Below are 13,269 nucleotides of genomic sequence, written 5' to 3'. Positions count from 1 at the left end.
TTGCGGCAGCGTTTRTTCGAGGTGGAAATGGAGCWGTAAGCACGCATAGGTTCTTACAGCGAGAGAAAAGGCTAGGTTTGTTGTCTGTAAGAACAAATATGTGCTTACAGAGTTGCGGCAGCGTTTGATCGAGGTGGAAATGGAGCAGTAAGCACACATAGATTCTAACTTTTGGGACAGCCCCTTCTGTTATTTGGGGATGAAATGGCGGCAGCTGATTATAGAGAGGCTGCAGTCTAGGTATTAAGATGCCATTTTCCAGACTGCCCCTCTAAGCGCAAATAACCTCGTTAACCATCATTTGACGTGGTTTGTCTCGGGTTTTCTTGTTTTTGCACCTTATAGTGGTTTTTGAACAAATGGTAAAGGAGGCGTATAGTGGTTAATAGTGTAAATGACACGGAAATTGCAAAGCAAGGCAGACTGGAGGTTGCCGAGTATGGAACCATGGAAGCGTACCATGTGGATTTTATGGTTCGGCGTTCTTTTTTGCAGCTCAAGCTATACGATGTCCGTACCGTTCCTGCCGCTATTTCTGTTCGATTTGGGGGTGCCGGAAAGCTCCGTCAATCTATGGGCTGGAATTGTGCATTCCTCAGCTTTCCTCGTCGGAGCAGTGATGGCTCCCTTATGGGGGATGCTTGCAGACAAGTATGGGAAGCGGAAAATGGTCATACGAGCAGGACTCAGCTTAGCTATTATTTATGCGCTGATCGCTTTTGTGCAAACGCCATGGCAGCTCGTCGGCGTGAGAATGCTGCATGGCTTTGTGGGTGGATTTGTTCCAGCATCCATGTCGATCGTAGCATCAGTTGCACCGAAGGAGAAGCTTGGCTGGAGCCTTGGCATGATGCAAGCGGGTACGATGACTGGCGGTATTCTCGGACCATTATTCGGCGGGCTGTTGGCTGAAGCATTTGGACTTCGCAGATCCTTTGTTGTCGCTGCGTTTATTATTTTAGCTGCGACAGTGGCGGTTATTGTATGGGTGAGGGAAGGAAAAGCGGACACATCTGAAGGGGCAGCGGCCGGAACGAAAAAAGAAAAGCCAATCACTTATCGGATGGCTTTTCGCAATCGTGCACTCATGAGTATGCTGCTGCTGCTCGTTATCGTTCAGCTATCGATTAATATGATACAGCCGCTCATTACCCTTCATATTGCCAAGCTGCAAGGGGGGCTGCAAGGAGCGGAGCTGTCAGCTGGTTTTGTGCTCTCGCTTATCGGAATAGCAGGCATTTTGGCATCGCCAGTTTGGGGAAGGCTTGGTGAGAAGAAGGGCTTCTACCGGATTCTCGTCGTATGCCTGTTCTGCGCGGGATCGATCATTAGCATGCAGTTTTTTGTACAACAATTATGGCTTTTCGCTATCGTGCAATTCATATTCGGTTTATTTATGGCTGGCATAGCGCCTATCGTCAATACGCTGGTTGTCCAAAGCACAGATGAGCAGTTTAGAGGCAGATCATTTGGGCTAACAACAAGCGCGAATCAGTTCGGTGCGATGCTTGGTCCGCTCATCGGAGGTTTGTTAGGCCTGGCCGTAGGCATCCACTGGATCTTTGTCGCCACAGGAATGATTATGGCAGCAGCCGGCGTGAGCGTATGGATAAAGCGGAGACATGAGATGGTGAAAACGAAGACAGCCTATCGAGCTTAACTCGGAGAAAAGTGAATAAATAGGCAGCACAAGCCAGGCGGAGTCTAGGGGAAAGCGCTCTAGTTCCTCTTGGCTTTCGTTGTAAATAATAGGAAATGTTCGTTTCTATTTAAACAAAAGTCTGTTATTCTACTGAAGAATAGAACTTTGGACTGAGGAGTGAGCTGCTATCAAGCCGGTTACTGTATATGATATTGCTAGGGAAGCGAACGTCTCAGTAGCCACTGTGTCGCGCGTCATTAATAATACGGCTCCGGTAAAAAAGTCAACCAGAGAGCGAGTTATGGAGTTAATTGCGAAACATCAGTTTCAGCCGAATGCCATTGCAAGAAGCCTGTTTAAGAAGGAAACGGGAATGATAGGCGTTATTTTGCCGGATATTACGAACCCTTTTTTTCCAGAGGTTTTGTCAGGCTTGGATCAAGAAGCGCGCAGCAAAGGCTACACTTTTTTTCTATGCGATACGGTATCAACGAACGGAGATTCAGCAGAGCAATATGTGCGGGAGTCGCAATATTTGAGTATTCTGATGGAGAAGCAAGTAGACGGCATTGTGATGATAGGCGGACGAATTAACCTTGCTAAGCCAAGCAAAGATCTTGTGAGCGAAGTGGTTGAAGCTAGTAAACGCGTGCCGCTGCTGCTCATTAACGGCAATCTCCCCGGTGAAGGGATGACTCGTGTATATGCCGATGAGCAGGAGGGCGCAGAGCTTGCGACACAGCATTTGATTGACTTAGGACATACGGATATTGCATTTGTTGGCGGGTACAAAAACATGTCCAATACGATTCAGCGTACTCGCGGTTTTGTGAAAACGATGGAGAAAAACGGAGTCCAAACTCGCAAGGAGTGGATACGCGATGGCGGTTTTTCCGTTGAAGCGGGTAAGAAGCTAATGCATCAACTGCTGGAGCTGCCCGAGCGACCAACCGCTATATTTTGCGCGAACGATTTAGTGGCTATCGGCGTTATGAAAGTTGCTCACAAAGCAGGGCTTCGCGTGCCGCAGGACCTATCGCTGATTGGGTTTGACGATATTCCTTATGCCTCGAACAGCATTCCAGAATTAACGACGATTTCTCTAAAATGTTATGAGGTAGGCCGGAACGCAGCGGAGCTGCTCCACCTAATGATTACGAAAAACAAAGTGAATAAGAGCACCAAATTAAGGCCGGAGCTCGTTGTAAGAGAGTCTACAGCTCCACCTTCAAAGCAAAATAATGCTTAAAATTGCGTTTTCAAATAATTATTGACAACGCTTACAATGTTGAATACAATCAAAATGTGAAAAGATAACAAGGTGTCACCTACAATAATGTAACCCGTTACATTTACAGCGAGATCGCTTCTTTCCAGAAGCTAACACATAAATACACATCAGCGAACCGTACAGAATTGCGTTCTGTTTATCCCGGTCATGACGTGTATTTATTTTTATCTAAAAATGTAACGGGTTACATGAAACGGGTTACACATTTCGGGCTTTTAGTCTAATTCGTTGGAGGTTTTGACATGGTCATGGACATTGGAGCGAAAGCAGCCGTGCGATTTGATGCGGATGCCGTGAAGATTCAGGAAACCCCTCATATTTTGCTATGTGCCTCGCTGTTTTACTTCCGTATTCCAAGCGCGCTTTGGAAGGAGAGGATGGAGCAGCTGAAGGCATTTGGTTATAACAGCATCGATGTGTATTTTCCATGGAACTATCATGAAACAGTTGAAGGAGAATGGGATTTTAGCGGAGAGCGTGACATTGCCTCATTCCTGACAACGGCTGCCGAAGTAGGACTATACGTCGTCGCAAGACCTGGCCCCTACATTTGCTCGGAGTGGGATGGTGGAGCACTTCCGGCTTATCTGCTTACGAAGGGACTGAAGCTTCGCGATAACGATGCTGAATTCCTCGGCTATGTTTCCAAATGGTTTGATCACATCCTGCCTTTGCTAAAGCAGAACCAAGCAGGTGAGGGCGGAACGGTAATCGGTGTTCAACTGGATAATGAGCTCGATTTCTATGATTGTCATGACCCCAAAGGATATATTAGTGCACTGCGCGATATGGTGCTTAAACACGGAATAACCGTGCCGCTGTTCGCTTGTGCCGGTCAGGGCGGCTTGCTGCAAGCATCGGGACTCGCAGAGGATGTGGTGCCGACCTGTAATTTCTATCCAGATAATCGAGAGGCTGAATTTGAAGACAAGGTGCTTCACTACAGTGGAACCTTAGCTAAACTAGGTTATCCTCTGCTCGTAACGGAGACGAACCGGGCACATTACCTCCTACGTAGATTGCTCTCCTGCGGCGCCAAGCTGCTCGGTCCGTATTTGCAGGTATCGGGAACGGATTTTGGCTTCACGAATGCGACGAACAATTGGGGCAAGCCGCTAGCGTTTATGACGTCGGACTATGATTTTGGCGGCATGATTTCTCCTGAAGGGCATATTCGCGAGGAAGCGTATGAGGGCAGGCTGCTTGGACGGATGATTGCAGCTTACGGCACTTCGCTCGCTGAGGCTGCAAGCCAAGGCTTAAGCACGGATTGGAAGCTGATTGGACAAAGCGATAGAGTTGTTGGCCCCTATGCCCTGCAGTTAAAGGGCGGCGGAAAACTCCTATTTGTTACGAATTTAGATGATCAAGATAAAGAACTAGCCATCGTAATGGAGAATGATACGAATACAAAAGCTGCGAGCAGCTTTAAGCTCAAATCGGGCAGGTCGCTGGCGCTGCCTTCTCAAGTACCTCTACAGCATTGGGGAGTAGAAGGAATACTAGAGAGCTCGACAGCGGAGCTATATATGGCAGAAACAAATGATACAGGTGCAAGTCTCGCTTTTCATACAGAAGGTTATGGTGAAATTGTATTGCTGCTAGATGCAGCGCCGGTGGATATGAAAGCTCTGAATGCAACTGTGGAAACGATAGAGGGAGGCAAGGTCAGGATCGCCTTTGAAGGTAAAGAAGATAGCGTCTGTTCCATTATTACTTCGGATGGGCATACGTTGAAGCTATTTATTACCGACAGAATGAAAGCGCTTTATTCAGAAGGGTTGAACGATGCTGATGACACCATTAATCATGGCAAGCCGCTTCATTACTCGGATCGCACTGAAATAGCAGCTGCTGAGTGGCGCCTAAATCATTTTGATGCGGCATCACCTATGAATAAAAAGGATAAGAGAGACCCATCCGCTTCAAAAAAAGCAGATTACTTAGAACAGCATGAAATTTACCGCGGGTATGCTTGGTATGAAGCGACGGTTCGACTGCCTGAAGACAAAGCGGTAAAAGGTATTCTTATTCGCTCAGGCAGTGATGTTGTGTCGCTGTATGCGGGAGGAGAATACGCGGGAACGGCAGTGGCTGGGGGAGGCAGTTCTTATCTTCATTTAAGCAATGGCCTACAAGAAGGAAAGCTGCTTGCCAGAGTGGAGATATGGGGACATTCGAACTTTGACGATGCTAGGCTTCCCGGGCTTCGATTGCATGCGATGAAGGGGATTAAAGGACTGTCAGCCATTACAGAGGTTAGAGACCTTAGCCGTAACTGGAGTGTTTACCGGGCTGCGGATCGGATTTTGCGCAAGGAGCTGATCGAGTCGCCTGATAGCAGCATGTGGCCGATCGTTAACTTTGGCGGCTGGATGTCTCCTGATCATCCGGCTTTCGAATATTACCGAAAAACATTCCGTGCATCGGAAGCGGCAGACTCGTGGACGCTGCATTTCCAAGGTATTCAATCGCTTGCTCGGCTCTTTGTAAACGGAAAGGAAATAGGCGAGGTGCATCCGTTTGATCCATACTTTAATATCTCTGAGCATGTGACGGCAGGGCAATCCGTAGAGCTTACTGTATTCGTTGAGAGAGTGCTTGGTTTACCATCCGGGCAGGTTTACTTGTATGAAGGCCAAGAGGCCGACAACTTTGCAGTTTATGCGGCAGAGGAGGAAGCGCTTCGGGAGCATGCGGAAAACTTGCGGTCGCAAAGCGGAACAACCGAATTCCCCATCTCATTGGAGCCAGGAGAAACCGCATGGCTGTATGCGACTACCGTGAATTCAGAAGCAGGCAAAGGCTGGAGAGCGAAGGTTTCCGGCACTAGCCTTAAAATGACAGTGTTTCTGGAAGGAAGAATCGTTGGACGACTATGGCTGCCAAGCCAAACGAGCAGGCCTGTCATGTCAGGCGGAAGCCCGGATTCCTTTTACTTGCCGGGAGCTTGGTATGAGGGCGGAGAAGGAAGCTTAACGATACTGCTGGAAGCGGTTGATCAAGAGAAGCAAGGGCGTTTGGAAGCAATTCAATTCATATCCGTCTAGCAATGACGACAAGGGGGAAGAAGGATGGAAACGACCATAGTCGAGCGGGCTCCCCAAAGGAAGCAGAAGCGAATGAGCAGCGGCAAGCTTAGACGATTTTGGAACAACAAAACGTTATTAATCATGTGTTTGCCGGCCATCGCTTTCTTTCTTATATTTGCTTACTTGCCGATGCCCGGCTTGTATCTAGCTTTTATTAACTACAACTACTCCGATGGCATCTTCAAAAGCCCGTTTGTTGCATTTGACAACTTTCGCTTTCTCGTCATGAATGGTGATCTATGGCGGCTCTCATTTAATACGGTAGCTTACAATTTGGTATTCATCGTGCTGGGAAATGTCATGCAAATTTTTGTAGCTATTCTACTGAATGAGATTCGGCGCAAATGGTTCAAGAAGATAACGCAAACGCTTATGTTTTTACCTCACTTTATATCTGCCGTTCTAATCGGGCTTATCGCCTACAACATCTTGAGCTATGACTACGGCTTATTGAACAGCTTGCTGGAATCGTTAGGCATGGAGCCTGTCAAAACCTATTCCGATCCGAAAATATGGCCGTTTATCATCGTACTCACCTACCTATGGCAGTCCACTGGATACGGTTCGATCATTTATTTTGCAGCCATCATGGGGCTGGACAACGAAATTATCGAAGCATCCGAAATTGACGGCGCCAACGCCTTCCAACGCATCATTTACATCGTGCTTCCTTGGCTAAAGCCAACCTTCATCATCTTGATGCTGTTCTCGCTCGGCGGCATTCTTAAAGGCAACTTCGGTTTGTTTTTCAACTTAGTAGGCGCAAACAACACAGCCTTATATCCAACAACGGATATTATCGAGACTTACGTATTCCGTGCCCTGATGACAAACTTCAACTTCTCGCTTGGTAGCGCAGTAAGCTTATATCAATCCTTGTTCGGTTTTGTAGTCGTCTTAACAGCCAACTGGCTTGTGAAGAAGGCTTCGCCTGAAAACTCGTTATTTTAGGAGGTGTCACATATGGAAAATAGGGATGAATCACGCAGCATTCGGACAGACATAAGTGGCATCATCGTCAAAGGTTTTGGTTATCTTTTCATTACATGTTTTTCGATATGCTGTTTATTGCCCTTCTTGCTCGTGCTTGGCACCTCACTGACAGCAGAAGGCACGATTAAGAAGTACGGCTTCAACTTGTGGCCGCGCGATTTCAGCACCTTTGCTTACAAAATCGTGTTCGAAAACCCCGATCTCATTATTGGTTCCTACCTTGTCACGATGGGAATCACCATTGTTGGAACGGTCTTTGGTCTCTTTCTCGTGGCGATGACGGGTTATGCGCTTCAGCGCCCGGACTTCGGCTATCGAAATGGCATTTCGTTTTTCATTTATTTCACGACGCTGTTCTCCGGCGGCCTTGTGCCCTTTTACTTGCTGATGACGCAATATTTGACGCTGAAGGACAATTATCTTGCTATTCTTCTTCCGGGACTGCTCAGTCCATTTCTCATCATCATGATGAAAAGCTTTGTTCGTTCAATCCCGCATGCCATTACCGAATCAGCGAAGATCGATGGAGCAGGCGACTTTACCATTTTTCTAAAGCTAATTTTGCCAATGACTACGCCGGCGTTAGCAACCATTGGGCTGTTTATCGCCCTTGGCTACTGGAATGAGTGGTACAACTCGATGCTGTTCCTCTCGGCGGATATGAAGTACAGGCCGCTTCAGCTGTTTTTGTACAATGTCGTAACCAGCGCTGACTTTATCCGCAATTCGTCCGCTGCATCCAATGTGCAGCTTCGTGATATGCCGCTGGAATCGATGAAGATGGCTACCGCGGTGGTTGCGACCGGCCCTGTCATTTTGTTCTACCCATTCGTGCAACGGTATTTCATTAAGGGAATTACAGTAGGTGCTGTAAAAGGCTGATGTGCCGCAGGCCTGCAAGGGTCTCTTCACATAAAGGGCGAAGCCCGAATCATGAAAACAAAGGGGAGAAGTGAGATGTCGAACGTCAAGAAGATTTCCGCTCTGCTAATCGCTGTAATGATGATCATCAGCCTTGCGGCCTGTTCCGGCAGCAACGGAGATAAAAAGGAAAGCGGCAATAAAGGGAGTACGAACACAGAAAACGGCAATAAGGGGAGCACGAACACGGATGATGGCAATAAAGCAGCTGATACGTCCAAATTCGTAAAAATCAGCTATGTCGTACTTGGCGATAAGCCGAAAAACGGCCAGTTCGAGAAGGTGCTGGCTGAGGTTAATAAGCTGATGAAGGAAAAAATCAACGCCGAGCTGGAGTGGAAATGGGTCGAGTGGGCAGATTGGCAGACGAAATACAATCTGCTGCTGGCATCCGGCGAAGCGGTGGATTTGATTACGATTGGTACGGACTGGCTTGATACATGGGGCAATGCACAGCGTGGTGCGTTTATGAATTTGAATGATTTATTGCCGCAATATGCACCGCAAACCTGGAATTCAATTCCTGAAGAGGACTGGTCGGAGAGCAAATATAAAGGAAATATCGTTTTGATTCCAGAAAATGATTACACACAGTGGGTTAACCATGGCTTCTTCTATCGTGGAGATTGGGCGAAGGAAGCGGGCATAACGGATCCAATTAAAGATTGGGAAGGCATTGGCAAATACCTGCAATATATTAAAGATAACAAAGAAGGCGTTATTCCTTGGGATGCTGTTGCAGCAACAAGCACATTTGGCGGGTATGCAGCGTCCTACACGGATCAATTAGAGCTTCCAATTTCAACGGGCTATTTGCCAGTGTACACGACCAAATCATTTGAAGAGAAATATACGGTAGTGAGCCCTGTATTCGAAGACACATTCCTTAATTTCGCAACGTTAATGAAGGAATGGGCAGACAAAGGTTACTGGCGCGAGGATGTGCTGAACAACAAAAACGACAACCGCTCCGCGCTGCGCGCTGGATTGTCGGGACTGGATCAGCATCATACACAAACGTTTGGCGGGCTGCGCGTTAATATGGATAAGGATCAACCAGGTTCTGAGCTGCAAATGTTCCCATTTGCTCGTACAGGCGGCAATAACTTGACGGAGCTCTCCATCACGCACGGAGGAACATCGCTTGGAGCGCACAGCAAAAACCCTGAGCGCGCTCTAATGGCTTATGATTTAATTCGCAACGACGAGCAAATTTATCATTTGATCAACTACGGTTTGGAAGGCGTTCAATACGAAGTGAAAGACGGCAAACGCCAACAGCCAGCAGCCTACAACGAAGCAAAGGATTCCTTTTATTCGGATTTCTGGGGTGGACGTGTCGACAAATTCGAAATTCCGAGCGTAACTACTTGGGATCAGCTCGAAGAAACGTTGTATGCGGAATATGACAAAATCAAGAAACCTTACCCTTACGGCCAATTTGTATTTGATAAAACGCCGGTAGAAGCTGAATTAACGGCGATTACACAGGTTTCGGGCGAGATGGGACCTGCGATTACGTATGGTAAAGCAGGAGACCCGGCTCAAGCCGTAGAGCAATTCCGCAGCAAGCTGAAAACAGCTGGCTACGACAAGGTGCTTGCAGAATTGCAGCGCCAAATGGATGCTTACAAGAAGCTGATCGAAGGTTAACGAATAGATAGTTTGCGAAGCGCAATAGGGGTTTCCAAGCACGAAAGTGCGGAGCTCCTGTTGCGCTTTTTTCAACACCTTTAAAAGAAAAGCGTCCTTTAGGTCAATTATAATCAATTGGCGGGGTATGCTTGGTTAACCTCAGTAAAGTAGCGCTTTCATTAATAATGCTACAATGAATCTATAACCATGTAAGCTAACCCAAATCTATGATAAAGGCGGCGAAGAAATGAACTCATCAAATATTGCAGTACAGTTGTACACGTTGCGTGACTATTGCCAGAATGAAGCGGATTTGGAGCAGACGCTGCGTAAGGTAAGAGAAATCGGTTATGAAGCGGTTCAAGTATCGGGAATAGGCCCTATTGCTCCAGAAAGAGTGAAGCAATTAGCAGATGCCGAAGGGCTTCGTATTTGTGCAACGCATGTAAGTCTTGATTCTATGGTCAATGACTTTGACAATACCGTGCAAATGCATAAGCTGTGGAACTGTAAGTATGTTGGGTTAGGCTCTATTCCGGATGAATACCGCACTAGCGGGGAGGGCTATTCCACCTTTGCGAAGCAAGCGACAGAAATTGGAAGAAAGCTGCAGGAGCATGACTTGCAGTTTATTTATCATAATCATCAGTTTGAGTACCAGAAGTTTGCAGGCAGAACAGGAATGGATATTTTGCAGCAAGAAAGTGACCCGGCTGCAGTTGGATTCGAGCTCGACACCTATTGGGTACATGTTGGCGGAGTAAATCCGGTGGATGCGATTCATCAGGTTAAAGGCCGAATGGGTGTTGTTCATCTCAAAGATTTGGAAATCGTTGACTATAAGCAAGTGTTCGCTGAAATTGGCGAAGGAAACTTGAATTTCAAAGCGATTATTGAAGCATGCAGAGAGATTGGAGTAGAGTGGTATGTAGTCGAGCAGGATGTATGCAGACGTGATCCGTTTGAGAGCTTGGCTATTAGTTTTAACAATTTAAAACAATTTCTATAGGAGCAATGTTAATATAGAAGCGAGAGGATGATAGAGATGAAAATCGGCATTATTTGCGACGATTATTGGCACCCGGGCAAGCTGATCAAGGAAGGCTTGGAGCCGCTCGGCAAGCAAGGTTTTCAGCTCGATTATACCCAGCATGCATCAGAATGGTCGCGCGCGTGGATGGATCAGCAGGATGTGGTTGTGCTTGCCAAGTCGAACCAAGTGTCGGCAACAGATACAACGCCTTGGCTCACTGAGGAGATTCAGCTGCAATTCCAGAGCTATGTCGAGCAAGGAAAAGGATTGCTGGTACTGCATGCAGGAACGGTGGGCTATCGTGATGAGTCTGTTTTCTTTGAGCTTGTAGGCGGGGTATTCCAGCATCATCCGGCCGCTTGTTCCGTTACGATCGTTCATAAGGACGAAACGCCATGGGACAAGGCGCATGCACAGGACTTTACAGTACATGACGAGCATTATTTTATGGAGGTTATCGACGATCGCATTCAAGTGTTGATGACTTCGGAGTCAGAGCACGGCACGCAGCCAGCAGGCTGGATAAGGGAGCAAGGTAAAGGTAGAGTTTGCGTGCTTACACCAGGGCATCTCTTATCCGTGCTGCAGATGGAAGAGTATCAAGCAACGATAAAACAGGCTTTGAAATGGTGCGGTGGAAGCGACCGATAATAGGGAGCTATCAACAAATGTACATTTTTTATTCAGAGGAGTGAATAAGGATATGTCGGTACAAACAATGAAATGGGGCATCTTGGGTCCGGGCTGGATTTCCTCAAAGTTTGTTAAAGATTTAGCATTTGCAGAGGGCGCAGAGCTAGTCGCTGTTGGTGGGAGAAGCCTAGAGAAGGCGGAGCGTTTTGCCAAAGAGTATAATATCCCACGCGCTTATGGCAGCATTGAAGAGCTGACGCAAGATTCCGAGATCGATATTGTTTATGTGGGCACGCTGCATCCCATCCATAAAGAAAATGTGCTCGCCCTATTGCGTGCTGGCAAAGCTGTCATTTGCGAGAAGCCATTCACAATGAATGCAGCGGAAGCGAGAGAAATCATAACATTAGCCAGAGAGAAACGAGTATTTCTTATGGAAGCGATGTGGACACGGTTTTTACCGCCAATCCTTAAGGTTATGGAATGGATTGCGGATGGTAAAATCGGAGAAGTGCGAATGCTTAAAGCTGACTTTGGCTTTGATATCGGCTGGGCGCCGGAAAGCCGTTTGCTTGATCCTGCGCTTGGCGGAGGTGCGCTGCTGGATGCTGGTATTTATCCCGTTTCCTTCGCATCATTAATTTTCGGCGGGGCGCCATCCAAAATTCTGAGCAGTGCTCGTCTTGGCGAGACGGGAGTAGACGAGCAGTTTTCATTGTTGTTTGAATATGAAGGTGGACGTACTGCATCGCTGAATGGAGCGGTACAGCTGGAAATGGTTAATGATGCTTATATTTATGGAACGAAGGGGCATATTCATGTGCCAAACTTCTTGTTCGGTAAATCAGCATATTTGCACCCGAAACAGGGTGCTGCAGAGTCGATCAAGGACGACCGTGAAGCAGAGGGTTATTCATTTGAAGCTGAGGAAGCGATGAATGCGCTCCGTGAGGGAAGGCTCGAAAGTTCAATCATTCCGCTGGATGAGACGCTAGCAATTATGGAGACGCTGGATACGATCAGGAAGCAGTGGGGTCTTCGTTATCCTGCTGATGAATAATTGTAAAAAAAGGAGTAGGCTGCGTATGCGCCTACTCCTTTTTTTATCAGTATCGATGCCTCTAAGCAGAAGCTTTCTAAATCGCTTATGCTTTTACCGCTTGAAGCCATGCTTCAGCAATGAGTGCGGCACCAGCAGGAGACGGGTGAACACCGTCGGGAGCCCAATAAGCCGGTCCTGTCTGCGTTGCAGCCTGTGCGAACAAACCATCAAGCGGAACATAAATGGCTTTAAATTCTCCAGCGAGCTCGCGGACAGCTTGAATTTTTGGATCAAGATCTTCACGCCATTGCTTCTGGCTATCATTTACTGGAAGCACGAAAGGTTCGACTAGAACAAGCTTAGCGTTCAACTGCTCCTTTGCTCTGCTCAGCAAGCGGCGGTAAGTGGTATAGTATTCCTCCGTGCTAAGTGGATCGTTATTGTCATAGCGGCGCCAAGTATCATTAATGCCCACATAAACAGACAACAGGCTTGGTTTCAAATCAAGGCAATCCACTTCCCATCTCCGCTCCAAATCAATGACACGGTCACCCGATATCCCGCGGTTCAGAAACGTAGCTTGTTTCTCAGGATATTTACTCGTAAACAAAGACGTTACAAGATTTGCATAACCCGATCCTAGATTTGCCCAGTCATTTCGGTTGCGGCCAGCATCCGTGATGCTGTCGCCTTGAAATAGAACAATTGCGTTTTGATCGATTAATGTCATTTTTTAGACCTCCAATGAGTTCAAATACTAGTCTTCATAAGATAAAACATGTCTTGAAGCGGGATAGCTGTGAGCGCTTTCTATTTGTCAGCAAATTCATAATACAAAGGATTCCATTCTCTGGTCAATAAGCAGCTGTTTTTTTCTTCCATAAAATAAGAAACAATTATAACTGAAGTTTCTATTTAACTTTTCTGTTATTTCCTATTTAATAGTATAGAGAAGGATAAATAGATTGGGGCAGCATTTGTTAATGG

At 46.9% G+C, this 13,269-nt stretch carries 10 protein-coding genes; 9 read left to right on the top strand and 1 reads right to left on the bottom strand.

Annotated elements, in window-relative coordinates; genetic code table 11:
- Positions 1-439: 439 nt before the first annotated feature.
- The 9 genes from AC1DSE_RS18710 (at position 440) to AC1DSE_RS18670 (ending at position 12,300) form a co-directional block, all read left to right on the top strand.
- Positions 440-1,660 (top strand): MFS transporter, encoded by a 1,221-nt coding sequence (locus AC1DSE_RS18710; protein ID WP_477509990.1) that lies wholly within the window; start codon positions 440-442, stop codon positions 1,658-1,660.
- A 169-nt stretch (positions 1,661-1,829) separates the two neighbouring features.
- Positions 1,830-2,891, top strand: a complete 1,062-nt coding sequence (locus tag AC1DSE_RS18705) for a LacI family DNA-binding transcriptional regulator (protein ID WP_477510051.1) — start codon at positions 1,830-1,832, stop codon at positions 2,889-2,891.
- Positions 2,892-3,175: 284 nt separating this feature from the next.
- The gene (locus AC1DSE_RS18700) at positions 3,176-5,983 is read left to right on the top strand and encodes a beta-galactosidase (protein WP_477528018.1); all 2,808 of its coding nucleotides are present in this window, start codon (positions 3,176-3,178) and stop codon (positions 5,981-5,983) included.
- Between the two features lie 72 nt (positions 5,984-6,055).
- The gene (locus tag AC1DSE_RS18695) at positions 6,056-6,976 is read left to right on the top strand and encodes an ABC transporter permease (RefSeq protein ID WP_076270425.1); all 921 of its coding nucleotides are present in this window, start codon (positions 6,056-6,058) and stop codon (positions 6,974-6,976) included.
- A 12-nt stretch (positions 6,977-6,988) separates the two neighbouring features.
- On the top strand, positions 6,989-7,900 hold the full coding sequence (locus tag AC1DSE_RS18690; protein WP_076270355.1) for a carbohydrate ABC transporter permease: 912 nt from the start codon (positions 6,989-6,991) through the stop codon (positions 7,898-7,900).
- Between the two features lie 75 nt (positions 7,901-7,975).
- Positions 7,976-9,592, top strand: coding sequence for an ABC transporter substrate-binding protein (locus AC1DSE_RS18685; RefSeq protein ID WP_477528017.1), 1,617 nt, complete (start codon positions 7,976-7,978; stop codon positions 9,590-9,592).
- Between the two features lie 229 nt (positions 9,593-9,821).
- Positions 9,822-10,583 (top strand): sugar phosphate isomerase/epimerase family protein, encoded by a 762-nt coding sequence (locus tag AC1DSE_RS18680; protein ID WP_477509993.1) that lies wholly within the window; start codon positions 9,822-9,824, stop codon positions 10,581-10,583.
- A 36-nt stretch (positions 10,584-10,619) separates the two neighbouring features.
- On the top strand, positions 10,620-11,258 hold the full coding sequence (locus AC1DSE_RS18675) for a ThuA domain-containing protein (RefSeq protein ID WP_477509994.1): 639 nt from the start codon (positions 10,620-10,622) through the stop codon (positions 11,256-11,258).
- Positions 11,259-11,310: 52 nt separating this feature from the next.
- Entirely contained in the window at positions 11,311-12,300 is a 990-nt protein-coding gene (locus tag AC1DSE_RS18670) for a Gfo/Idh/MocA family protein (protein ID WP_477509995.1), read from the top strand.
- Positions 12,301-12,385: 85 nt separating this feature from the next.
- Here the strand turns inward: AC1DSE_RS18670 and AC1DSE_RS18665 are convergent, their stop codons facing one another.
- Entirely contained in the window at positions 12,386-13,012 is a 627-nt protein-coding gene (locus tag AC1DSE_RS18665) for an SGNH/GDSL hydrolase family protein (protein WP_441884424.1), read from the bottom strand.
- Positions 13,013-13,269: the final 257 nt, after the last annotated feature.

Source organism: Paenibacillus sp. 01L418 (genome assembly GCF_056400045.1).
Note: the sequence above shows the minus strand (reverse complement) of the source record. Positions and strands in the feature narration are given on the sequence as shown.

Bases quoted from the DNA above. Each gene is read 5' to 3' on its own strand.
- AC1DSE_RS18710 (WP_477509990.1), top strand. From the start codon at position 440: ATGGAACCATGGAAGCGTACCATGTGGATTTTATGGTTCGGCGTTCTT.
- AC1DSE_RS18685 (WP_477528017.1), top strand. From the start codon at position 7,976: ATGTCGAACGTCAAGAAGATTTCCGCTCTGCTAATCGCTGTAATGATG.
- AC1DSE_RS18700 (WP_477528018.1), top strand. From the start codon at position 3,176: ATGGTCATGGACATTGGAGCGAAAGCAGCCGTGCGATTTGATGCGGAT.
- AC1DSE_RS18690 (WP_076270355.1), top strand. From the start codon at position 6,989: ATGGAAAATAGGGATGAATCACGCAGCATTCGGACAGACATAAGTGGC.
- AC1DSE_RS18675 (WP_477509994.1), top strand. From the start codon at position 10,620: ATGAAAATCGGCATTATTTGCGACGATTATTGGCACCCGGGCAAGCTG.
- AC1DSE_RS18680 (WP_477509993.1), top strand. From the start codon at position 9,822: ATGAACTCATCAAATATTGCAGTACAGTTGTACACGTTGCGTGACTAT.
- AC1DSE_RS18665 (WP_441884424.1), bottom strand. From the start codon at position 13,012: ATGACATTAATCGATCAAAACGCAATTGTTCTATTTCAAGGCGACAGC.
- AC1DSE_RS18670 (WP_477509995.1), top strand. From the start codon at position 11,311: ATGTCGGTACAAACAATGAAATGGGGCATCTTGGGTCCGGGCTGGATT.
- AC1DSE_RS18695 (WP_076270425.1), top strand. From the start codon at position 6,056: ATGAGCAGCGGCAAGCTTAGACGATTTTGGAACAACAAAACGTTATTA.